We start from the raw sequence: 22,812 nt of genomic DNA, 5'->3' as shown, positions 1-22,812 counted from the left end.
TTGCTTATTCTTACACGTTTTTTTTACTGTATTTTTCTACTAGTTTTTTTGCATTTTCATCGGCAACTATACCTGCTTTTGCCTGCACAAGCTGTTGCCCGACTTTATGCACGGTAGACGTACCATGTGCTAGGCGTTTATGTTTTAAATTAAACACAAACTTTTGTGTCCATTGGAACTGAGTAAAATGACTTTCTGGTCGGCCCAGCCAGTAGGCAATGAAGTCGCCTAGTTCTAAATCTGTGTGTTGATAATCGATGATGCCCATAAGTTTAGCTAAGTCTTGGATCAAGCGTTTATCGGGTTGCCAATTAAGCTGCATACTCTGCCATTCAAGGTGTAGTCTTGAATAGTCATCTGCTTTGGTTAAGGTTAATGGTAGGACTAGAGTTTTACCATTAAAACTATGATTGAGTTCTACATCTTGTTCAAAACTGACTAAACCAACATGCAGTAATTCTTTTATCAGACTGTTTATTTGGCGGCCTAAGGTAAATTTATGCTCTTTGCCATTTAGCAGTTTAAGTAAATTTTTATAGTTTAAAGGTTCAGATATTGCGGTTGTTTTATCAACACTAGGTTTTATACCAAGTAAATAGAGTGTTCTAGCATCGTTAGACAAGGCCTGTAATAAGGCTTGTTGTTCTGCTTCGTTGATATTCATTAAATACCTAATTCTACTCGTCGCTTAATTGAATAGATTGCAGCAGGTTATTAAGCCACTCAACTGCTACATCTTCCGGAATAGGATGATTTAATACATCAATATGTATCGCAGGATAAAGTAATGTGGCTTTAGCATTAGTTAGAATGTTTTCCATGTGCTGAGCTGCGTAACAAAACGTATCATAACTACTGTCACCTAAACCAACGACTAAAAATTTAAGCTTACTCAAGTCATGTTGTGAAAGTTGCTGAGCAAAAGTTTGAATGTTGTCGGGTAAGTCGCCTGCACCATGGGTTGAGGTACAGATCAACCAAATAGCATTGTTATTAATCTCTGCAAAGTCAGGGGACAGATGAATATTGGCACTGTGGCCATGTTTAGTTAAAGTCTCAGCCAATGCATCTGCTACATATTCACTTGCACCTAATACACTGCCTACAATGATCTCAAACTTAGCCATTAATATTATCTAAATAAACTATTGTGGCTGGATTGTACCTTGCTTAGGGTAAGTTCACTACGTTAGTGGTAGGGGTTTTGTTTACTCAGATGATTTGATTATTAAATTGTATTTATTTACCAATACAAAAAGATGAAAATATTTTACCTAATAAGTCGTCAGAGCTGAATTCACCAGTAATTTGATTGAGGTGATCCTGAGTGATTCGTAATTCTTCAGCCAGTAATTCGCCAGCTAAATTTTCTTCTAGTTGTTGTTTACCTAAAAACAAATGTTCGGCAGCGCGATCTATAGCATCTAAATGGCGGCGCCGTGCGATAAATTGCCCTTCATTATTGGCATTAAAACCCATACAGGTTTTTAAATGTTCGGTTAACAGCGTAATGCCTTGGTTTTCGCTTGCTGAGAGTGAAATAACCGGATAATCACCAGAGTTGTTTATGCCGACGGTTTCGTTAGTTAAATCAACTTTATTACGAATAACAGTTAAACCCATATTTGCGGGCAATTGTGCAAAAAATTCTGGCCAAATTCGTTGTGGATGGGTTTCAGCAGTTTCGGCACTATCAAGCATAAACAAGACACGGTCCGCTTGTTTGATTTCTTGCCACGCCCTTTCTATACCTATTTTTTCGACTTTATCTGGGCTATCGCGTAAACCTGCGGTATCGATAATGTGCAAGGGCATGCCATCAATATGAATATGCTCTTTAAGCACATCGCGAGTGGTGCCTGCAATATCGGTGACTATGGCTGCTTCTTTGCCTGCTAAGGCATTAAGCAGGCTGGATTTACCGGCATTAGGTTTACCTGCTATAACAACCCGCATGCCTTCGCGTAGCAGTGTGCCTTGTTTAGTTTGCTGACGTAGGACTTCAAACGAACTAATGATGGCATTGAGATCATCTTGAATTTTGCCATCACTGAGAAAATCAATTTCTTCTTCAGGAAAATCAATAGCGGCTTCAACATACATGCGTAAGTGAATAACTTGTTCTACGAGTAAATGTATTTGCTCTGAGAACTGGCCTTGTAAAGAGCGTAAGGCGCCTTTAGCGGCTTGTTGTGAACTAGCATCTATAAGATCTGCTATGGCCTCTGCTTGCGCTAAATCAAGCTTGTCATTGAGGAATGCTCTTTCACTGAATTCGCCTGGTCTGGCAATGCGTATACTGCCAATACTGAGTACAGTTTGTAATAACATGTCTAGTACAACTTGGCCGCCATGGCCTTGTAGTTCTAGTACATCTTCACCAGTAAACGAGTTAGGAGCCTGAAAAAAAATAGCGATACCTTGGTCGATTAGCTGTTGCTGGCTATCTTTAAAGTCCAAATATTCAGCTTTGCGTACAGCTGGTATTTTTCCCAATACATGCTCTGCTACTTTAGAAGCAAGTTGGCCAGACACACGAATGATACCGACTCCACCCCTACCGGGGGCAGTGGCTTGTGCAACTATGGTTTCTTGTTGGAGTAAAGCAGCTATTTCGCTCACGTATTTTTTTAATCTCTGAAATTGGTGAATTGCACGGGTTGATCAAGCTCTGCACTTTTGGCTAAGGCCATTACTTGCTGAAGATCATCGCGTTTTTTGCCAGTCACTCTAACTTGTTCACCTTGAATAGAAGCCTGCACTTTAATTTTGGCTTCTTTGATAAGTTTAATAATTTTTTTAGAGGTGGCTTGTTCAATACCTTGTTTAAATTCGATGGCTTGTTTGTAGATTTTGCCAATGTGTTGTACATCTTTCGCTTCAAAAGCAGCAGTGTCAACGCCGCGTTTTACACAATTGCCACGCAAAATATCCAGCATTTGACGAAGTTGAAAGTCATTGTCGGCCACCATAGTGACTATGCTTTCCTTGAGTTCAAAGCTTGCTTCAACGCCTCTAAAATCAAAACGGGTAGTTATTTCTCTGTTGGAATTTTCAACAGCATTTCTCAGTTCGACGAGATCAATTTCGGAAACTATATCAAAAGATGGCATGCCTAATCCTCTTGGTTGAAAGTGGTCATTGTAAGCAAAAAAAAGCCCGTTTTATATCTTAATTCTAGATATACAACGGGCTCTATTAGGATTGGAATAATTACTTGGTTTGTAAACCGCGTTTTTCCATTGAAGCGTAAATGAATTTTGCTTGAACAAGAGTAATAATGTTACTTATTAACCAATACAATACTAAGCCCGCTGGGAAAATAAAGAAGAACAAACTCATTGCTACAGGCATAAATTGCATGATTTTTTGCTGCATCGGGTCAGTCATGGTCATAGGTTGCAATTTCTGCAATAAGTACATCGTAACGCCGGTTAAAATGGGTAATACGAAGAAAGGGTCTTTGGCACTTAAATCAGTGATCCAGAATATGAAATCAGCATGTCTTAATTCTACGCTTTCCAGTAATACCCAGTATAAAGCGAGGAATATTGGCATCTGGAACAGTAAAGGCAAACAACCACCCATAGGGTTAACTTTGTCTTTTTTATACAGCTCCATCATGCCTTGCTGCATTTTTTGTCTATCATCGCCATATCGCTCTTTTAATGCATCCATTTTGGGTTTTAAAGCGCGCATCTTGGCCATGGATTCGTATTGTTTTTTAGTTAACCAATACATACTGCCTTTAACAATGATAGTGATAATTACGATGGCATAACCCCAGTTGCCTACTACGCTATGAATAATCTGTAATAACCAAAACAGATATTTAGAAATCATCCATAAAAAACCGTAATCGACAGTTAAGTCGAGGCCTCGAGCGATCTTTTCTAAGGTATCTTGGTCTTTGGGACCCAAGTATAAAATACTGCTAATTTGTGTGGTTTCACCTGGCTGGATAACCGTCGCCTGACCGGTGAATCCAATAAGCGCATTGGTATTTTGGCGAACGGCGCTAAATAGCGTATTGGTTTGATCTTGTGGTGGTACCCAAGCTGACACAAAATAGTGTTCAATCATCGCGGCCCAGCCAGCTTTAGTGGTTTTATTCAGGTTTTTGTCGCTAATATCATCATAGGAGTATTTTTCGTAGCGTTCTTCTTCAGTGGAATACGCTGCGCCACGATAGGTCGGCATAAACATACTGCCGCCGTTTTCAACCATGCTTTGTTTCAACTGACCAAATTGCTGAAGTTGTTTAACGTTGCTGCTGTTGTTAGTAATAACAAAACTCACGTCGACTTGATGACTATCGCGGGTAAAAGTAAAGTTTTTAGTTACTGTTAGGCCATCTTCGTTGGTGTAAGTGAGAGGTACCGAAAGGGTTTCGCCTTCAAGCACATAATTTTCTTTTTCAGCTGAGTAGATTGCACGACTTTTGCTGTCTATACCGTCACGCCCTACTAGACCACTTTGAGCAATAAATAGATGCTCACCACTAGGTCTTAGCAGGCTATATGTTTCTGAAGAGCCCTGAGTTAAGGGAAAATCCGCTAAATTGGCGGACACGATGTCACCGCCTCTAGTATCAATACTGAGAATTAGTGTATCAGTTACAACCGATATAATTTTGCTGTTAGCGTTAGTTGGAGCATTAAAGCCGCTAATTTCAGGATTAATTATTTGCGGTGCATCGCTAGATGCTTCTGAACCGTCAGTTAAAGCTGATTGTGCTAGGGAGGAGGGAGTTTGTTCTATTGGTTTTGGGCCATAATCTATTTGCCACTGTTGCCACAATAGAAAGCTGACCATTGCTAGGCCAATTAACAAAAAGCTGCGTTGGGATTCCATAAAGTACTCTAATTAACTACTCATTGATGTGTGTGACTTTTTAAAAACAAACCACGGCGAATTCTGTTTGAAATTGTACTTCCTTTAAATAAGGGCAGTTTTTCATTTATCACTATTCTTTTTCTTTTTTGGCACATGATCAACACCACCATCATTAAAAGGGTGGCATTTTAAAATGCGTTTAACACTTAAGCTACTACCAACTATTACACCATGTTCTTGCAAAGCCTCTACGGCATATTGTGAACAACTGGGGTGAAAACGGCAGTGAGGGCCAAGCATAGGCGAAATTACCTTTTGGTAAATTTTTATTAGCCCGATTGGGACTAAGCGCAACGCTGTGACAATTTTTTCCATAATTTATTCAGTAATGAAAAAAGTTCCTGATTAGACAGTTTGTCTAGCCCGCTTTTACCAACCACCACTATATCAACATTTGGTAAGACTTGTCTCTGAAGTCTGAAGCTCTCACGAATAATACGTTTTAATCTATTCCTGTCATGGGCTCGTTTAACTCGCTTTTTAGAAATAGTGATACCTAAACGAGGAGCAAGCTTATCGTTTTTACGAGCTAATAAAGTTAATTGAGGTGAAACAGAGGGAATTGCATTACTGAAAACATATTCAAAGTGGGTGGGAGTAAGTAATCTTAGCTCCCGTGAAAAGTGATTTTCACCCACCTTGGATAATTAAATTAAGCTGATAAACGAGCACGGCCTTTAGCACGGCGATTTGCTATAACCTTGCGGCCATTTTTAGTCGCCATACGGGCACGAAAACCGTGTGAACGCTTACGCTTTAAGTTGCTTGGTTGAAAAGTTCTTTTCATGGCCTAGTCCTGCTACATAAGGTTAATGTCAATTTGAGCAAGGATGCGCTCAAAAATGACGCTGAATAATAGAGATCACTTATAGCTTTGTCAATCTATCTAATAGGTTTTTATTTCAAATAAAGCGGGGTTATTGATGAAGTTGGTGTATTTGTGTTCAAAAATATCAAAATAGCTTGATTTTATCCACAGTAAGTTATTTTCAGTTCTTAATATCTGCTCAACTCTTAATAGTTTTGCCGTTATTTTAATCTACAAAAAGGTTATTTATAAGATCAATTTAAATGCCAAATATTCTTTATAAAACATAAGGATATATAGCTTGTTTTTGATATTACTATTTAATTGGAGATCTTTATTGCGCTAAGTAGGTGATTAGCGAGATAATCCACAATTGTTTAGTCATTTGAAATATGTTTGTTTATAAAATGACCAGTGTGAGTTTTTATTGTTTCTAGTAATTTTCTTCGTATTTTTATAATTAGCTCTAATTTTAATGGGCTGGAGTTGTTTTTTTCATGTCTCTTTGGAATCAATGCCTTGAAAGGCTGCAGCAAGATTTACCAATCCAACAGTTTAGTATGTGGATAAGACCACTCCAAGCCGTTCAAAGTGATTCTCATTTGACACTTTTTGCGCCCAATAGATTTGTACTTGATTGGGTGAGGGATAAGTATTTTTCACAGATAACCTCTTTATTCACTGAACTGTGTGGTAACGATGCACCACAATTACGTTTTGAGGTTAAAAAGTCAGATCTTAATTTTGTAAAACCAACGGTTGGTACAATAAATAGAAATGAAATGAGTGGAAGAGGCGACAGTAAAACAGCTCATGTCCATAATACTGAAAGTGATAACCAATCTTCCCACGCTAATATTCATAAAAGTAATGTTAATTTGACTTACAAGTTTGATAATTTCGTAGAAGGTAAATCCAACCAGTTAGCCAGAGCTGCTGCCCAACAGGTGGCTGATAATCCTGGTGGTGCTTATAATCCTTTATTTATATATGGTGGCACGGGCTTAGGTAAAACCCATTTATTACATGCTGTTGGTAACGGAATTATTGATAAGAAGAAAAATGCTACTGTCGTATATATGCATTCAGAACGTTTTGTTCAGGATATGGTAAAAGCACTACAAAATAATGCGATTGAAGAATTTAAACGTTATTACAGATCAGTAGATGCCTTGCTTATCGATGATATTCAATTTTTTGCTAATAAAGAGCGTTCGCAAGAAGAGTTTTTTCATACATTTAATGCCTTACTTGAGGGCAACCAGCAGATCATTCTAACGTCAGATAGATACCCTAAAGAAATTGTTGGGGTAGAAGATAGGCTTAAGTCTCGTTTTGGATGGGGTTTAACAATTGCGATTGAGCCTCCTGAATTAGAAACACGAGTTGCAATTCTTAAACGTAAGGCGGTAGAAAATAAGATATTTTTACCTGACGAAGTTGCATTTTTTATTGCTAAAAGGCTGCGTTCAAATGTTCGTGAACTTGAAGGTGCGCTAAATAGGGTAATTGCTAACGCTAACTTTACTGGCCGACCTATAACCATAGATTTTGTTAGAGAAGCATTGCGTGATTTGTTGGCCCTACAAGAAAAGCTTGTCACAATCGATAATATCCAAAAAACAGTTGCTGAGTACTATAAAATTAAAATGGCTGACATTTTGTCTAAAAGGCGTAACAGAAGCGTTGCAAGACCTAGACAAATGGCGATGGCTTTATCTAAAGAATTAACTAACCATAGTCTGCCTGAAATTGGCGATGCTTTTGGTGGTCGAGATCATACTACGGTGCTGCATGCATGTAGAAAAATAGTGCAGCTACGAGAAGAAAGTCATGATATAAAAGAAGACTATCAGAATCTTATTCGAACACTATCTTCATAAAAATTCACGAGTAAAAAGATGAAATTTAGTATCAGCAGGGAAAATTTTCTACAACCTCTCCAATTAGTTTCCGGCGCTGTAGAGCGTCGTCATACTTTACCTATTTTGGCCAATATATTAATTAAAGTTAGTGATAACTCACTTTGGTTAACAGGCACAGATTTAGAGGTGGAGTTGATTTCTAATGTTACTTTGACAGGTGACTTCACTGAAGGTGAAATTACTGTGCCAGCTAAAAAGCTGGTAGATATATGCAAAGGATTGGCTGATGGAAGTACTATAGAGTTTGAGGTTGAATCCAATAAAGCACTTATTAGGTCGGGTAGGAGTAAATATAGCCTTTCTACCTTATCTGCTGCTGACTATCCTAATTTAGAAGATTGGCAGGGCGAGTTAGAATTCGAAATTTCTCAAAGCTCACTGAAACGTTTGATCGAAAGCACACACTTTTGTATGGCTCAGCAGGATGTGCGCTATTACTTAAATGGCATGTCACTTGAAACGGAAGGAACTACAATTCGAACTGTAGCTACTGATGGTCATAGATTGGCGCTTTGTCGTATGGAGTACACTAGCTCACCCTTACAAAATAGACAGGTCATTATCCCAAGAAAAGGGGTATTGGAAATTTCTCGTTTAATAGAAGACAGTGACAAACGAGTTAAAGTACAGGTGGGTTCTAATCACATCAGAATTTTTTCAACTGATTTTATCTTTACGAGTAAATTGGTTGATGGACGGTTTCCTGACTATCGCCGAGTTTTACCCAAGGACGGTGATAAAATAATTGAAACAAGTAAAGATGTATTAAAACAAGCGTTTTCTCGTGCTGCCATTTTATCGAATGAAAAATTTAGAGGTGTGAGACTTAATTTGTCTAATGCTGAGTTAAAAATTACCGCAAACAACCCCGAACAAGAAGAAGCTGAAGAGATTGTTGATGTTGATTATACCGGTGACAGCCTAGAAATTGGTTTTAATGTAGCTTACTTAATTGATGTGATGAATGGTTTAAATTGTGAGAATGTTCGCATTACCTTAGCTGATTCAAATAGTAGTGCATTGATCGAAAATGCAACCGATGACTCAGCTCTTTATGTAATAATGCCGATGAGGCTTTAATTTCTCAAAGTGAACTACGATTTATGAAACTGGACTTTGTCCAGATAAGAGGTTTCCGTAATATCGATGATCTATCAATCGTACCTGACGCTAAATTAAATATTTTTCTAGGTGAGAACGGGAGTGGTAAATCATCTATATTGGAAGCAATTCATTATTTAGGTTTTACTCGTTCCTTTCGAACTTCTAAACATAAAAATGTAATACAACACGAACAGCAAAGTTTTACTGTTTTTGCGCAAGTTGATTGTGATAACACCATATATAAACTTGGTTTAAGTCGAACAGTTAGCGATGAGTGTTTGGTTAGTATTGATGGTTTAAAATCAAAATCAGCGGTTGATTTGGTTAGTAAACTGCCTGTTCAGATATTTACTCCACAGAGTTCAGATTTAATTTTGGGCTCTCCTCGACTAAGACGTAAGTATTTAGATTGGCTTTTGTTTCACGTGGAACAGCAGTTTGCTAATAAATTTGCAATGTATCGTCGGTGTTTATTACAGATTAATGCCAGTTATAAAATATCGAGTAGAGCAAAGGGGCTCGATAGTTTCTGGACCGAGCAATTGGCAGAGTTGGGCGAAGACATTCGTAACTTACATGAATCTTTAATGTTAAGTGAATTTAAAGCCTTTATTCATTATAATTTGCAAGTATTTTTGCCAGAGTTTAGTTTTGATATTTCTTACTATAAAGGCTGGGAAAAGGAATTAAATTTAAAAGAAGCAATAGATAAAAACTGTGTTCGAGATAAGAAAAGAGGATTTGTAAGTGTAGGGCCGCATAAGGCGGATCTTAGAATTAAGATTGGTGGTGTATTAGCGCATGAAATCTTATCTCGAGGCCAAGTTAGAATGTTGGTTGCAGCCTTACAAATTGCTCAAGCACAGTATTTAAAGTCAAAGTTACAAAAATCAGTTGTGTTTTTGTTGGATGATATCGGTGCGGAGTTGGATAGCTCCAAACAAGAATTATTCATTAATAGTTTATTGAATACAGGCTCTCAGTTGTTTGTGACAGCTATTGATAGAAAACAATTGAATTACATATCCAACTATCAACATAAGAAATTGTTTCACGTGGAACATGGCCAAGTGAGAGAGGAGATTTAATCAAATGGCACAAGAAAATGTTTATGACTCGTCAAGTATAAAAGTATTAAAAGGCCTTGATGCAGTTAGAAAAAGACCTGGAATGTACATTGGTGATACAGATGATGGCACCGGATTGCATCATATGGTATTTGAGGTTGTAGACAACTCAATCGATGAAGCTCTAGCGGGGCATTGTAAAAATATAAATGTAAAAATTCACACTGATGGCTCGGTTTCGGTGCGAGATGATGGACGCGGTATACCAACAGAGTTACATGAGGAAGAGGGTGTTTCAGCTGCTGAAGTAATCATGACTGTTTTACATGCCGGTGGAAAATTCGATGACAATTCTTATAAAGTTTCTGGTGGACTTCATGGTGTAGGTGTTTCGGTTGTTAATGCGCTATCCAGTAGACTACTACTACAAATACGCAGAGCTGGAAAATTATATGAGCAAGAGTATCAACATGGTGTTCCACAGCAACCGCTAGTAGCGATTGGTGAGTCACAATCTACTGGTACAAGTGTTCGCTTTTGGCCAAGTGAAGCTACTTTTACGAGCAATATTGAGTTTCACTATGACATCTTAGCCAAAAGGTTGAGAGAATTATCATTTTTGAACTCAGGCGTTTGCATTATTCTTGACGATGAGCGAGATGGTAAAAAAGATAAATATGAGTATGAAGGTGGAATTAAAGCTTTCGTAGAGTTTCTTAACCAAAATAAAACTCCTGTACATCAGAAAGTATTTCATTTTAATTCAGAAAGAGATGACGGCATATCTGTTGAAGTTGCTATGCAATGGAATGATAGCTTTCAAGAAAATGTATTTTGTTTTACCAACAATATACCCCAGCGTGATGGGGGAAGCCATTTAGCAGGTTTTAGAGGTGCTTTAACGAGAACCTTGAATAACTACATGGAAAAAGAAGCTTTAGCTAGAAAAGCTAAAACTATGACCAGTGGTGATGATGCTAGAGAAGGTTTAACCGCTGTAATATCTGTAAAAGTACCTGACCCAAAATTTTCGTCTCAGACAAAAGATAAACTCGTTTCATCTGAAGTAAAACCAGCAGTTGAGACCGTTATGGGTGAAAAACTAAATGAGTTTTTATTAGAAAATCCCAGCGAAAGTAAAATAATTGTCGGCAAGATAATTGATGCGGCTAGAGCCCGTGAAGCAGCGCGTAAAGCTCGTGATATGACGAGAAGAAAAGGGGCGTTAGATTTAGCAGGTTTACCTGGTAAATTAGCGGATTGCCAAGAAAAAGATCCTGCACTTTCTGAACTATACATAGTGGAAGGTGACTCTGCGGGCGGCTCTGCTAAACAAGGCAGAAACCGTAAAAATCAAGCAATCCTGCCACTGAAAGGTAAGATACTTAACGTAGAAAAAGCTCGATTCGACAAAATGCTATCTTCGCAAGAAGTAGCGACACTAATTACGGCCCTAGGTTGTGGTATCGGTAGAGATGAATATAACCCTGATAAACTCCGTTATCACAGAATTATCATCATGACAGATGCTGACGTAGATGGTTCGCATATCAGAACGCTATTGTTAACTTTTTTCTACAGACAAATGCCTGAGTTAATTGAGCGTGGCTATATTTATATTGCTCAGCCTCCTTTGTATAAAACCAAAAAGGGAAAACAAGAACAATATTTAAAAGATGATGATTCATTAACTAAATATTTAACTTCTATTGCTTTAGATGAAGCTGCAATACACGTCAATGAAAGCGCGCCTCCAATTACAGGTGTTGCTCTTGAGAAACTTGTAGAACAATATCAAACTACTTCTACAATGATTAATCGTTTAAGTAGAGTGATGCCAAAAGTCATTCTTAATAAACTTGTATATAGTAATTTGTTGGACATCGAAGATTTGGCAAACGAAACGACACTCAGTGCTTTTGGACAAGCTTTCACTGATGAGTTAACTGCAGATGAAATTGATGGTGCAACTTATTCTTTTAGTATTAAACCAAATATCGAGCGTAATAATTATTATATTGCGGTAATAATCAGATTGCATGGTATTGATACTGAATATGCACTTGATCAAGAGTTTGTGGGTTCGACTGAATACAAGCGTATCAAAGAGCTTAATACTTCAATTAATGGCTTAGTAGAGCAAGGTGCTTTTGTAAAAAGAGGTGATAAAACAAAGAGTATTAATTCATTTGTTGATGCACTCGATTGGTTAATGGCTGAGTCAAAGCGCGGTCAGTATATTCAGCGCTACAAAGGCCTAGGTGAAATGAACCCAAGTCAATTATGGGAAACAACTATGGATCCTGGCAATAGAAGAATGTTGCAAGTAAAAATTGAAGATGCGATAGGTGCAGATCAATTATTTACCTGTTTAATGGGTGATCATGTTGAACCAAGACGTGCGTTTATTGAAGAAAATGCACTTAAAGTTGCTAACTTAGATGTGTAGTAGTCTAGGATTCATGTGATCATAAAAAAAGCCGCATAAAGCGGCTTTTTTGTTTTAAATCAATTGGTTACTAGTTTTATTAGTACTTTTGGTGAGCCAAAACCGGCAAAATTAATGCTAAATTGATAAAGACCAGTTTCTTGAGGTGTAAACTTAAAATGTTCATTTGTACGTTCACAATTAGCTCTAACAAACATGTTTACGGTAACAATCTGATCATCTGATTCATCTGCGTAGCCACAATTTAATTCAGGTGACCAATTAGCATCTGCAAATTTAAAATCATATGGTTGACCATCTGCAGTTAATCTAATTTGAGTAACAAACAAATTGTCTTCTATCTGCACTAATCTATATTTTTCGTCAGCTTCCCACCAATTAAAAACCCCTCTTAAATACAGCTTGCTGTAATCTGGAGAAGTGTTAAAGGTCGGGATAACATTTGTGGCACAGCCTGAAACTGCGAAACTAATTAAAATCGTAGTAACTAAACGTTTAATATCCATACAACACCTGCTTTGAGACTAAGCTTGTTGACTGAGTAGCGAAATATCACCACAACTTAAAAACAAAGCTCTTAATCGAGATAAAATATGCAGGCGATTATTACGAATATCTTGTTCATCCGCCATTACCATAACATTCTCAAAAAAATCATCTATCGGCCCTCTAAGCTTAGCTAAGTTCTCAAGTGCGCCATTATAATCTCCATTGCCCAATAAGCCCTCTAACTTAGCCTCAGTCGCTTCTAAAGCATTAACTAGGTCTTGCTCTGCTGACTCTTTCAATAATCTCGAGTCAATTGTGTTAAAGTCGTTCACGGGATTTTTAGCCAATATATTCGCAACGCGTTTATTAGCGGCAGCGAGAGTTATAGCAGCTGGATTATTCTTAAATAGGGTAATCGCTTGTACCCTAGCAGCGAAATCAGCAGGACGAGTTGGCCTAATTTCAGACACGGCTTGTATGACATCAATTTCTATACCTTGCTCTAGGTACCAGGCTTTAAATCTCGCTAGCACAAAATCTACAACGGCTTGTTTTAGCCCACTCATTTGGACTTTATCACCAAAAGTACTAATTGAAGCTTCAACCACAATTTCTAAATCAATAGGTAAATTTTTGTCAACAATGATCCGCAATAACCCAATAGCTGCGCGTCTTAGCGCGAAAGGATCTTTATCACCCTTAGGAACTTGTCCAATTCCAAAGATACCAACCAAAGTATCAATCTTGTCAGCTATTGCTAGTGAAATACTGATTGGCGACTGAGGCAGTGAATCACCGGAAAACCGTGGCATATATTGCTCGTTTAGAGCGGTTGCGACTTCAGAATTTTCACCGTCAATTGTTGCGTAGTACATACCCATAATGCCTTGTACATCAGGGAATTCCATAACCATATTGGTCATTAAATCTGTCTTACTTAGCATTCCTGCTCGGTGTGCAAGTTCTGCATCTGCACCAAGGGACTGAGCGATTGATGAGGCCAAGTTTGCAATACGTTTGGTTTTATCTAACAAACTACCCAATTGTTTTTGAAACAAAATAGTATCTAAACTTTCTAGCCTAGACTCAAGAGTGTGTTTTTTGTCTGTATTAAAGAAAAATTCTGCATCGGCGAGGCGAGGGCGGATGACTTTTTCATTGCCGCTTATAACTAATTCGGGTTTGCTGCTTTCAATATTGCTGATAAAAATGAAGCGAGATTTTAAGTTTCCAGCACTATCTAACAGTGGAAAATACTTTTGGTCACCTTTCATTGTATAAATCAAAGCTTCTTTAGGAACAGCTAAAAATGACTCATCGAAGCTTGCTACAAGTGCTACAGGCCATTCAACTAATGACGCAACTTCTTCTAACAGTTCATCGTTCATATCGGCTACAGCATTCTCTTTAGCAGCAGCATCTTGGATTTGTTGACGTATCAGTTCTTTTCGTTGCGTAAAATCGGCAATGACAAAATTATTTTTTAAATCTTGCAGATAATCATCAGCACAGTTAAGTACAAAACTTTTTGGTCCCATAAATCTATGCGCCAATATTGTTCTAGATGATTCAATTCCAAAAACTTTTCCTGAAACTAGTTTCTTGCCATATACCATTGTGACTGTATGAATAGGGCGAATGAACTGAATGGTATTACTGCCCCATTTCATAGGTTTTGGTATGGGGAGTGTCGCCAAGGCTTTGTCAACTATTGTACTTATGAGTTGAGAAACCGCTAAGCCCTTTTCTGTTCCCTTGTAATAAAGCCATTCACCTTTGTCGGTTTTTAGTCTAGTGGTATTACTAATTTTAATGCCGTTTGACTTTGCCCATCCAATTGCCGCTGGCGTTGGGTTGCCACTTGCATCAAAGGCTACTGTAACAGCAGGTCCACGAACTTCTACTATTCGGTCGTTCTGCATTTCAGCCAATTGCAGCACGGATACCGCTAATCTGCGTGGTGTCGCATACCAAGTTACACTACTAAAGCTAAACTCACTTTCTGTAAATGCCTTTTCAATATTCTGAGCAAAGTTGCTTGCTAATTTTGCTAGTGACTTGGGAGGCAGCTCTTCTGTTCCAATTTCAATGAGTAAATTTTCCACGTTCATTATTGTTGTTCCCCTTTACACATTGGAAATCCTAGGGTTTCTCGCGCTTTAAAGTACGTTTCTGCGCAGGCTTTAGACAGGGTGCGTACTCGTAAAATATAACGTTGGCGTTCTGTTACTGATATGGCATGGCGTGCATCTAGTAAATTAAATACGTGAGATGCTTTCATGACTTGTTCGTAGGCGGGTAATGGCAAGTTTGCAGCTATTAATTTTTGGCTATTACTTTCGTATTGATCGAAATTGGCAAACATTGCAGCAACATCTGCGTGTTCGAAGTTATAAGCAGATTGTTCAACTTCATTTTGCATAAAGATATCGCCGTAAGTGACTAAGCCTCTTGGGCCATCAGTCCAAACCAAATCATAGATGCTATCTACACCTTGAATGTACATGGCGAGTCGCTCTAAACCGTAAGTAATTTCACCGGTAACAGGAAAACACTCAAGTCCACCAACTTGCTGAAAATAGGTAAACTGCGTGACTTCCATGCCGTTTAACCATACTTCCCAGCCAAGCCCCCAAGCACCAAGGGTCGGTGACTCCCAGTTATCTTCGACAAAACGAATATCATTAACGGTTGGATCGAAACCCAACTCTTCAAGAGATTTTAAGTACAACTCTTGGATATTGTCTGGGGACGGCTTTAGCATCACCTGAAACTGATAATAATGCTGTAAGCGGTTTGGGTTTTGGCCGTAACGTCCATCTGTTGGCCTACGGCAAGGTTGTACATAAGCGCTACTAATTGGCTCTGGTCCGATAGAACGCAAAAAAGTCATTGGGTGAAATGTACCAGCACCAACTTCCATGTCCAATGGCTGTATGATTACACAACCCTGTCTAGCCCAATAATCTTGCAGGGCCAAAATAAGGCCTTGAAACGTCTTACAGTCAAACTTTTGCATTATCCTCTGCCAACATCAAAAATAAAAAACGGCGGTAAGTATACCCGCTGTCAAAGCGCGAATGTAGGCTAAATGACTTGTTTAGCTTAATAAAACAATAAAAATATAAAAAATAACGTACTAAATTGCTGCGTGAGGGCTTGAAGGTTGGTATGCATACTATGAGGTTAGATGTTGAAGTGGCAACTAGCATTCTGCTGGTAATATTAAGGGACAAATAAAACTCTTAGCTTAACCACGTGTGCAAATTTGGTTTTTAGAACAATGTAAAAAAACTTCATCTTGCAATCCAAAATGCTGGCCTGCGAATTAGACCGACAACACCTTTAGTCTAGCAACGTCGGCAAGAACCTGAGATCCAAAATGCGTTTCTTTTTCTTCTCTTTGTATATCTTGAAGTTTTCTTTCGAGTGTGGACAATTGTTTTCTTGCTTCGTGGGTGGGCAGATCTTTTACCTCTTGATAGAGAGCATAAATGCCTGAATACTTAACGCTAAAATCAGGCTTATTCTTTATTGGAAGGCTTTCAAGTAAATGATACAACCTGATGCAACCTTCCGATAAATTACATTGTTGCTGTGCCATGGCTAGTGAGATGACATGAATACTTTCAAGGATCTGCGTCAGTCTTTGTGTTCTAACGTTTTCAATTTTTTGTTTTTGCAATTGCAGTTTAAACAACAGCGACCCTGCATACCACGCCAACGCAGCAATTAGGGCAACAGCAGTCAATATGAGTAATAAAATCATTAATGAGAAAGTCAAAAGTCTTTTAGTTTGTTTACATTGATTCTTTCGAATTTAGCATATAGATCATCATCGTCATGATCTACTTCTTCAACGATGCCTTCTTCTACTATCCCAAGCATTTCACACAATTGTTTATGTCGGCTCAACTGTTGATTGACATAGTTTTGACTTGCTCTGTCAATTTCTGAGCCATTGTCCGATTGTTGAATAAGTAGAGACAATTTCTCATCATTTTCGATATTCGCTAATTCTTGCTCTGGCGTGAAAAACCTAACCTTAGTTTTTACTTTTTCGAGTTCGTTTGTCTGAGCAAATAAATCTACAGGTTTTTTACTACCTAATCTTGGATCATTATTGCTTTTAACTTTGTTTGTTCCATCGTTTGCAACGGGTTGATTGTTGCGACTCCCTGCTGGTTTTCCTAACCCATTTTTAACTCGTTTTTCTTTTTCAACTCGCTTAAAGTCAGGGGATTTTCGAACGCCAATCAACCCAATTTTACGAGATTTTAGTTTTCTAGCCATAGTAACTACCGATATAAATTAATGGCGCTATTCTAACGTAAATTTGTCTGGACTGGGTAATATAGTGGTGCAGATTAAAAATAAAACAGAAAAAAGGCGATGATAATTAATCATCGCCTTTTTGCAGATACAAGTGTCAGCTGACACATCTCCCAATAATGATCCATCGATAAAGCAATGGATCCGACTGAACTTCACTTTTTATTATTATTAACGAAGTTAGTTGTTGTTTTAGGTCATCCTGACTCTTTATTAATAGTCCCTATAATTCCAAGGTTGTAGTCTAAATAAATGGCGTCAACCATTTGATATTCTTCCTTGACAAGCAAATTGCCTGTAAATCCCTGTTGTTTTTAATTGGCGTAGAGAATACAGCATTAACAAAAAATTACAATATTTTTACAAATGAAATAATTCAACAGTACTTACGAAATAAAAATACTATATAACGCGCATAAAAAAACGACCGAAGTCGTTTTTTTAAAATTCTTGGCTAGTACAAACCAGCAATGTATTTTGACAAAATATCGATGTCTTTATCGGTTAGTCGTTTAGCGATATCTTCCATCATGCCATTGTGTGAGTTATTGCGCTCACCAGAGCGGAATGCTTCTAGTTGACTTTTCAGGTATGCAGAATGTTGACCACTTATGTCTGGGAAACCTGCCAAACTAATACCGTCACCATGAGGGCCATGACAAGCAATACATGCTGTGACTCCTCTTTCTAAATCTCCACCTACATATAATTTGTGGCCAGATTCAATAACATCTTCGGGGGCTTCGCCTGATGAAGGTTTTTGACTAGCAAAATACGCTGCAATATCCAGTATATCTTGTTCACTTAAAACCGCAGCCATGCCATTCATTACTGCATTATTTCGACCTTGTAGACCAGCGGACTCGCTAGCTAATTTGAATTCATTTAACTGCTTTACTAAATAACCAGCGTGCTGCCCAGCGAGTTTGGGATTCATATCAATTTGACTATTACCATCTGCACCATGGCAAGCGCCACAAGCCACAGACTTTTTCTGGCCTTCTTCAGCATTACCTTGTGCTAGCGAAACATTGCTCACACCAAAAAACAAACAGATAAGTAAACCCACTTTTTTCATAATATTCTCATTAAGCATTTGATTAGCTGGCTATTCTTTTATAGAAACATTCCTTATTTTACACATTTACTGCAACAGTAAAATAACTTCCACGATATTAGTTTGATTTATTCGGCCGCTTGGCAGTCAGAAGATGTATAAATTGCTGGTATACTCTGGAAAATAAGTCGTAAATTTTATTAAAGTATCAATAGGGAACTATTTGTGAGTCATTATAGTCAGGCTAAATTTCGAATTAGCGCACCAGATATTAGCCATTTGGGAGAGGACAAAGGCATTGAAGTTGCCTTTGCTGGGCGCTCTAATGCAGGAAAATCCAGTGCGCTAAATACACTAACTAGGCAAAAATCATTAGCTAGAACCAGTAAAACTCCTGGTAGAACGCAACTCATCAATGTTTTTGAACTTGATGAAAATAGGCGTTTGATTGACCTTCCTGGTTATGGGTATGCCAAAGTGCCAATGGCGGTTAAAGAAAAGTGGCAAAAATCATTAGGGGAGTATCTGCAAAAGCGCGAAAGTTTAAAGGGGATTATTGTGCTGATGGATATTCGGCATCCTTTTAAAGACTCAGATCAAGACCTCATCCATTGGGCAGTTAACGCACAAATTCCTGTGTTGGCACTATTAACTAAAGCCGATAAATTAAAATCTGGCAATCGTAAAAACCAACTTTTGAAGGTTAGAGAAGCGGCCTTAGCATTTTGCGGGGATGTCACTGTCGATGTTTTTTCGTCTTTAACAAACATAGGTCTAGAAAACTTGCAGATAAAACTGGATAGTTGGTTTGGCTACCATGCAAAAAAATCACATGATAGCGATATCGAAGATCTATAGGATTATAAAAAAGCCCCATATAATAATGGGGCAAAAGGACTTTTGAGAAAACACATAAAAACCAATAATTCAGAGTGCATCAATTCCTAATGGTTCAATTCGTTTTATAACATATTCAAATTTACAGACAAAAAAAAGCCCCACACAATGGTGGGGCAAAACACATAGGGACACACATAAACTGTAAATTAAGACGGTGGTATTTTAAAAAAGTTCAATGTTGTTAAAAAATTGCAAAAAAAACCTCGACAATAATATTGCCGAGGCCAAAACAAAGGTTTGAATTTTCTCACCTCTGTACCCTACAGCGACAAGTTTATTCAAATATGAAATTCATTCCAACTTATTTTTGTAACTAAATTACAAGGTAGTGTTTTTTTTACAAGATATTGAAAATATCTAGTGAGCTTCGTCCCAGTTATCTCCTATTCCAGCTTCTACCGTTAGCGGGACATCAAGAGCTGCTGCTTGTTCCATAAGCTTGATAATTGTGTTTCTATGAGTATCAACATTTTGTTGTTTTATTTCAAAAACCAACTCGTCATGTACTTGCATGATCATTCTGACTTCATCAAAAGGTAAATCGCAGATCCATTCGTCAACTAATATCATCGCTTTTTTAATGATATCTGCTGCGGTACCCTGCATTGGAGCATTTATCGCGGCACGTTCAGCGCCTTTTCTTTGCATAACATTACTTGCATTGATTTCTGGTAAATATAAACGTCGTCCAAATACCGTGGTTACATAACCTTGCTCTTTCGCAACGAGTCTAGTGTTTTCCATGTAGTCTAAGACACTAGGGTAGCGCTCAAAATACAAATTCATGTATTTTTGGGCATCTTGACGTGGGATGTTAAGTTGACGTGATAAACCAAACGCAGACATTCCATAGATAAGCCCAAAATTGATGGCTTTAGCATTTCTTCTTTGTTCCGTGTTCACTAGTTCTACAGCTACCCCAAATACTTCGGCAGCGGTTGCTGTATGAATGTCTTTTCCTGCAGCAAAGGCTTTGATGAGGCCTTTATCCTTAGATAGATGTGCCATTATGCGTAATTCTATCTGTGAGTAATCTGCAGCAACTATCTTGTATCCTGGTCTAGCCACAAAAGCTTGCCTTACTCTGCGTCCTTCTTCAGTCCTAATTGGAATGTTTTGCAAGTTAGGATCGGTAGATGATAGACGTCCTGTCGCCGCTATAGCCTGATGATAAGATGTATGCACTCTGCCGGTCCTTGCATTTATCATCTTGGGTAACTTGTCTGTGTAGGTGTTTTTTAGTTTAGATAGGCCGCGATATTCCATTAACAACTTAGGTAAAGGGTAATCAAGAGCTAGCTCTTGTAATACTTCTTCAGAGGTTGATGGAGCGCCTTTTGGGGTTTTTTTAAGTATCGGTAGCCCCATTTTTGTATACAAAATTTCTTGCAGTTGTTTGGTTGAGCCTAAATTGAAAGTTTCATCCGCTAAAAGGTGTACTTCTTTTTCAAGCTGTAAAATTCTAGCCGCTAAATCCTGACTTTGCTGAGCCAAGCGCTGGCTATCTATAAGTACACCAAATTGCTCCATTTTGGCCAACACAGTCAACAAAGGAACTTCTATCTCATTGAGTACTTCTGGTAATCCATGTTCACTTTTAAGGCTCTGCCACAATACATTATGCAGGCGTAGGGTAATATCTGCATCTTCTGCGGCATAAGCGGATGCTTGTTCCAGCGGTATTTGGTTAAACGTAAGTTGCTTGGCTCCTTTGCCGGCAATATCTTCAAAGTGAATGGTTTGATGCCCCAAATAGCGAAGCGCAAGACTATCCATGTCGTGTCTTGTTGCAACACTGTTTAACACGTAGGACTCAAGCATGGTGTCGTAAGCTATGCCTTGTAAGTTGACAGCATAATTAGCTAATACGTTTTTATCGTATTTGAGATGCTGTCCCACTTTTTTAATGTGTGGGTTTTCTAACAAGGGTTTGAACAAGGCTAATACTTCTTGTCTGTTCAATTGATCAGGAGCGTCAGGGTAATCATGAGCAAGTGGTAAATAAGCTGCTTCGCCCTCTATTATGCAAAAAGACATGCCAACTAGCTCTGCATCCATGTAGTTTAAACTGGTCGTTTCTGTATCAAAGGCAAACAGCTCACTTTTCGATAACTTGTCTAACCAAAGATGCAGTTCAGACATGCTAAGAATAGTTTGGTATTTTTCTTTATGAATTTCATTTGATAGTTCCTCCACTGGTGTGTTCGAACTTGGCTTTTCATCGTGTTTAGATACTTCTTGCAACCAACGTTTAAATTCATATTCTGCGAATAATTTTTGTAAAGTGTCGTAATCTGGTTTTGTAGGTTGCAATTCTGACGGCGAATAATCGAGAACTACGTCTAATTTTATGGTTGCTAGAAGGTAGGATAGGCGAGCGTTTGTTTCATTCTCGACCATCTTTTGAGCCATTGTTTTAGCACCACGAAAATCTAGCGTTGCGATTTTATCCAAATTTAAATAGATTTGGTCAAGATTACCTATGCCTTGCAGAAGTCCTAATGCGCTTTTGTCCCCCACACCCGGCACACCAGGTATGTTGTCTACTTTGTCACCTTTGAGTGCAAGAAAATCGATGATTAGTTCAGGCGGGATACCAAATTTTTCAATAACACCGGCGCGATCCATGACGTGATTGTTCATGGTATTAATCAAAATAACATGCTCATCTACTAACTGAGCCATATCTTTGTCGCCGGTACTAATTAAGGTGGGCATACCAAGTTTCGATGCCTGATTTGCTAATGTGCCTATTACATCATCAGCTTCAACCCCGTCTTCGACAATAATGGGTAAACCCATGGCAGTAATAATTTGATGAAGAGGGGCTATTTGTGAGCGCAACTCTTCTGGCATGGAAGGTCGGTTTGCTTTGTATTCAGTATAAATATCGTCTCTAAAAGTTTTACCTTTTGCATCAAATACTACTGCTATATTAGTGGGTTCAAACTCCTTAATCAGGCTACGGATCATATTAACCACTCCGTAAATCGCTCCTGTATCTTGACCTTTAGAGTTGGTTAAAGGTGGCATGCCATGAAAAGCTCTAAAAAGATAAGATGAGCCATCAATCAGAATAAAAGGCTTATGCGGAATATGTGATTTATCGATGGCCATGTGACATCCAAAAAGAATTAATAAGTATCATTGAAGAATGCCATAAGGCTGGCCATTCATCTATATCAAGATGTAGTTAAAATATGTGGATAACTCTGTTTATTGTTGTTATCAAACACAATATATATGCAGTTAGAAAAACCGAGTTTTAACGATTTAAGCTAATAAATATGGGGTTCATGAAAATATTTTAACAAGCAGGTAGTAGAATATAAGAGTTGTGGATAACTTTTTTGCTAAATACTTATTGCTATCATCACCGGCACAGACGATACACATAAATTTGCAGCAAGAAAAGCGCTTTTTAAATAAATATTTATGCTAAAACACCGCGTAGAATCACCACTAAAGGTATAAGTCTTGAGTGCCAAGGGCTGCAGCCTGATAAAAATAATATTCAAGGTAATCTCTATCGTTAAATTGGCAACAAATTAAAGTGAGTGCAAACTAACTTGGCTAAATTACCTATTCTAATAAAATATGGGCAGCTAAGTTTTAAGTCTTGATTTTATTTATTAAATATTCCTCAGATAATGTGGTTCAATAGAGATGTAGACTGGCAACAGGATAAATAGGTATAGCGTTTTTATCGCTGCAGCCAAAAATAACGCACTTAAACCTAGCATTTGTAGAGCAATGTTCAATATTAAAAATTTATACAATAAACC

20 protein-coding genes are annotated in these 22,812 nt (G+C 38.1%); 5 read left to right on the top strand and 15 right to left on the bottom strand.

Going from position 1 to position 22,812, the window contains the following annotated elements:
• Positions 1–10 precede the first annotated feature (10 nt).
• The 8 genes from AX660_RS05545 to rpmH all read right to left on the bottom strand — a co-directional run bounded on the left by AX660_RS05545 (position 11) and on the right by rpmH (position 5,683).
• Positions 11–664, bottom strand: coding sequence for a DnaT-like ssDNA-binding domain-containing protein (locus tag AX660_RS05545; RefSeq protein WP_068373686.1), 654 nt, complete (start codon positions 662–664; stop codon positions 11–13).
• Between the two features lie 13 nt (positions 665–677).
• Positions 678–1,127, bottom strand: coding sequence for an FMN-binding protein MioC (gene mioC / locus AX660_RS05540; protein WP_068373683.1), 450 nt, complete (start codon positions 1,125–1,127; stop codon positions 678–680).
• 112 nt (positions 1,128–1,239) lie between these two features.
• A complete protein-coding gene (gene mnmE, locus AX660_RS05535; RefSeq protein ID WP_082768746.1) occupies positions 1,240–2,622 on the bottom strand; it encodes a tRNA uridine-5-carboxymethylaminomethyl(34) synthesis GTPase MnmE in 1,383 nt (460 codons plus the stop codon).
• Between the two features lie 8 nt (positions 2,623–2,630).
• A complete protein-coding gene (locus AX660_RS05530) occupies positions 2,631–3,113 on the bottom strand; it encodes a YajQ family cyclic di-GMP-binding protein (RefSeq protein WP_068373679.1) in 483 nt (160 codons plus the stop codon).
• A 100-nt stretch (positions 3,114–3,213) separates the two neighbouring features.
• Positions 3,214–4,854 carry a membrane protein insertase YidC gene (gene yidC / locus AX660_RS05525; RefSeq protein WP_068373676.1) on the bottom strand — a complete coding sequence of 547 codons (1,641 nt, stop codon included), beginning with the start codon at positions 4,852–4,854 and terminating at the stop codon, positions 3,214–3,216.
• Positions 4,855–4,956: 102 nt separating this feature from the next.
• Positions 4,957–5,211 carry a membrane protein insertion efficiency factor YidD gene (gene yidD, locus AX660_RS05520; RefSeq protein ID WP_068373673.1) on the bottom strand — a complete coding sequence of 85 codons (255 nt, stop codon included), beginning with the start codon at positions 5,209–5,211 and terminating at the stop codon, positions 4,957–4,959.
• Positions 5,181–5,534, bottom strand: coding sequence for a ribonuclease P protein component (gene rnpA / locus AX660_RS22755; protein WP_082768745.1), 354 nt, complete (start codon positions 5,532–5,534; stop codon positions 5,181–5,183). The genes yidD and rnpA overlap by 31 nt, the downstream gene beginning before the upstream one ends.
• Before the next feature lie 14 nt (positions 5,535–5,548).
• Entirely contained in the window at positions 5,549–5,683 is a 135-nt protein-coding gene (gene rpmH, locus AX660_RS05515; protein ID WP_007615483.1) for a 50S ribosomal protein L34, read from the bottom strand.
• A 518-nt stretch (positions 5,684–6,201) separates the two neighbouring features.
• Between rpmH and dnaA the strand changes: the two genes are divergently transcribed.
• Genes dnaA through gyrB form a run of 4 tightly spaced genes read left to right on the top strand, consistent with a single transcriptional unit; the run spans position 6,202 to position 12,249 of the window.
• On the top strand, positions 6,202–7,587 hold the full coding sequence (gene dnaA / locus AX660_RS05510; RefSeq protein ID WP_068373668.1) for a chromosomal replication initiator protein DnaA: 1,386 nt from the start codon (positions 6,202–6,204) through the stop codon (positions 7,585–7,587).
• A gap of 18 nt (positions 7,588–7,605) precedes the next feature.
• A complete protein-coding gene (dnaN, locus tag AX660_RS05505; protein ID WP_068373665.1) occupies positions 7,606–8,709 on the top strand; it encodes a DNA polymerase III subunit beta in 1,104 nt (367 codons plus the stop codon).
• A 23-nt stretch (positions 8,710–8,732) separates the two neighbouring features.
• On the top strand, positions 8,733–9,821 hold the full coding sequence (gene recF / locus AX660_RS05500) for a DNA replication/repair protein RecF (protein ID WP_068373662.1): 1,089 nt from the start codon (positions 8,733–8,735) through the stop codon (positions 9,819–9,821).
• A 4-nt stretch (positions 9,822–9,825) separates the two neighbouring features.
• Positions 9,826–12,249 (top strand): DNA topoisomerase (ATP-hydrolyzing) subunit B, encoded by a 2,424-nt coding sequence (gyrB, locus tag AX660_RS05495; protein ID WP_068373659.1) that lies wholly within the window; start codon positions 9,826–9,828, stop codon positions 12,247–12,249.
• Positions 12,250–12,308: 59 nt separating this feature from the next.
• On the opposite strand, the gene AX660_RS05490 is transcribed toward gyrB, so the two are convergent.
• The 6 genes from AX660_RS05490 to AX660_RS05465 all read right to left on the bottom strand — a co-directional run bounded on the left by AX660_RS05490 (position 12,309) and on the right by AX660_RS05465 (position 18,148).
• A complete protein-coding gene (locus AX660_RS05490; protein WP_235594658.1) occupies positions 12,309–12,755 on the bottom strand; it encodes a hypothetical protein in 447 nt (148 codons plus the stop codon).
• 18 nt (positions 12,756–12,773) lie between these two features.
• On the bottom strand, positions 12,774–14,849 hold the full coding sequence (glyS, locus tag AX660_RS05485) for a glycine--tRNA ligase subunit beta (protein ID WP_068373656.1): 2,076 nt from the start codon (positions 14,847–14,849) through the stop codon (positions 12,774–12,776).
• Positions 14,849–15,757 (bottom strand): glycine--tRNA ligase subunit alpha, encoded by a 909-nt coding sequence (gene glyQ, locus AX660_RS05480; RefSeq protein WP_068373653.1) that lies wholly within the window; start codon positions 15,755–15,757, stop codon positions 14,849–14,851. Before glyQ ends, glyS begins: the two co-directional genes overlap by 1 nt.
• Before the next feature lie 309 nt (positions 15,758–16,066).
• A complete protein-coding gene (locus AX660_RS05475; RefSeq protein WP_068373650.1) occupies positions 16,067–16,507 on the bottom strand; it encodes a DUF2489 domain-containing protein in 441 nt (146 codons plus the stop codon).
• A gap of 11 nt (positions 16,508–16,518) precedes the next feature.
• Complete coding sequence (yihI, locus tag AX660_RS05470; RefSeq protein ID WP_068373648.1) at positions 16,519–17,031, bottom strand: Der GTPase-activating protein YihI; 513 nt, start codon at positions 17,029–17,031, stop codon at positions 16,519–16,521.
• Between the two features lie 493 nt (positions 17,032–17,524).
• Entirely contained in the window at positions 17,525–18,148 is a 624-nt protein-coding gene (locus tag AX660_RS05465) for a c-type cytochrome (RefSeq protein WP_068375236.1), read from the bottom strand.
• Positions 18,149–18,352: 204 nt separating this feature from the next.
• Between AX660_RS05465 and yihA the strand changes: the two genes are divergently transcribed.
• Positions 18,353–18,985 carry a ribosome biogenesis GTP-binding protein YihA/YsxC gene (gene yihA, locus AX660_RS05460; RefSeq protein ID WP_068373645.1) on the top strand — a complete coding sequence of 211 codons (633 nt, stop codon included), beginning with the start codon at positions 18,353–18,355 and terminating at the stop codon, positions 18,983–18,985.
• Between the two features lie 399 nt (positions 18,986–19,384).
• Here yihA and polA read toward each other — a convergent pair whose 3' ends face one another.
• The gene (gene polA / locus AX660_RS05455) at positions 19,385–22,144 is read right to left on the bottom strand and encodes a DNA polymerase I (protein WP_068373642.1); all 2,760 of its coding nucleotides are present in this window, start codon (positions 22,142–22,144) and stop codon (positions 19,385–19,387) included.
• Positions 22,145–22,812 lie beyond the last annotated feature (668 nt).

This window comes from Paraglaciecola hydrolytica (assembly GCF_001565895.1).
Lineage (GTDB): Bacteria > Pseudomonadota > Gammaproteobacteria > Enterobacterales > Alteromonadaceae > Paraglaciecola > Paraglaciecola hydrolytica.
Note: the sequence above shows the minus strand (reverse complement) of the source record. Positions and strands in the feature narration are given on the sequence as shown.

Bases quoted from the DNA above. Each gene is read 5' to 3' on its own strand.
- AX660_RS05475 (WP_068373650.1), bottom strand. From the start codon at position 16,507: ATGATTTTATTACTCATATTGACTGCTGTTGCCCTAATTGCTGCGTTG.
- rpmH (WP_007615483.1), bottom strand. From the start codon at position 5,683: ATGAAAAGAACTTTTCAACCAAGCAACTTAAAGCGTAAGCGTTCACAC.
- yihI (WP_068373648.1), bottom strand. From the start codon at position 17,031: ATGGCTAGAAAACTAAAATCTCGTAAAATTGGGTTGATTGGCGTTCGA.
- AX660_RS05465 (WP_068375236.1), bottom strand. From the start codon at position 18,148: ATGAAAAAAGTGGGTTTACTTATCTGTTTGTTTTTTGGTGTGAGCAAT.
- AX660_RS05530 (WP_068373679.1), bottom strand. From the start codon at position 3,113: ATGCCATCTTTTGATATAGTTTCCGAAATTGATCTCGTCGAACTGAGA.
- glyS (WP_068373656.1), bottom strand. From the start codon at position 14,849: ATGAACGTGGAAAATTTACTCATTGAAATTGGAACAGAAGAGCTGCCT.
- gyrB (WP_068373659.1), top strand. From the start codon at position 9,826: ATGGCACAAGAAAATGTTTATGACTCGTCAAGTATAAAAGTATTAAAA.
- glyQ (WP_068373653.1), bottom strand. From the start codon at position 15,757: ATGCAAAAGTTTGACTGTAAGACGTTTCAAGGCCTTATTTTGGCCCTG.
- yidD (WP_068373673.1), bottom strand. From the start codon at position 5,211: ATGGAAAAAATTGTCACAGCGTTGCGCTTAGTCCCAATCGGGCTAATA.
- dnaN (WP_068373665.1), top strand. From the start codon at position 7,606: ATGAAATTTAGTATCAGCAGGGAAAATTTTCTACAACCTCTCCAATTA.
- recF (WP_068373662.1), top strand. From the start codon at position 8,733: ATGAAACTGGACTTTGTCCAGATAAGAGGTTTCCGTAATATCGATGAT.
- mioC (WP_068373683.1), bottom strand. From the start codon at position 1,127: ATGGCTAAGTTTGAGATCATTGTAGGCAGTGTATTAGGTGCAAGTGAA.
- dnaA (WP_068373668.1), top strand. From the start codon at position 6,202: ATGTCTCTTTGGAATCAATGCCTTGAAAGGCTGCAGCAAGATTTACCA.
- yidC (WP_068373676.1), bottom strand. From the start codon at position 4,854: ATGGAATCCCAACGCAGCTTTTTGTTAATTGGCCTAGCAATGGTCAGC.
- polA (WP_068373642.1), bottom strand. From the start codon at position 22,144: ATGGCCATCGATAAATCACATATTCCGCATAAGCCTTTTATTCTGATT.
- AX660_RS05545 (WP_068373686.1), bottom strand. From the start codon at position 664: ATGAATATCAACGAAGCAGAACAACAAGCCTTATTACAGGCCTTGTCT.
- AX660_RS05490 (WP_235594658.1), bottom strand. From the start codon at position 12,755: ATGGATATTAAACGTTTAGTTACTACGATTTTAATTAGTTTCGCAGTT.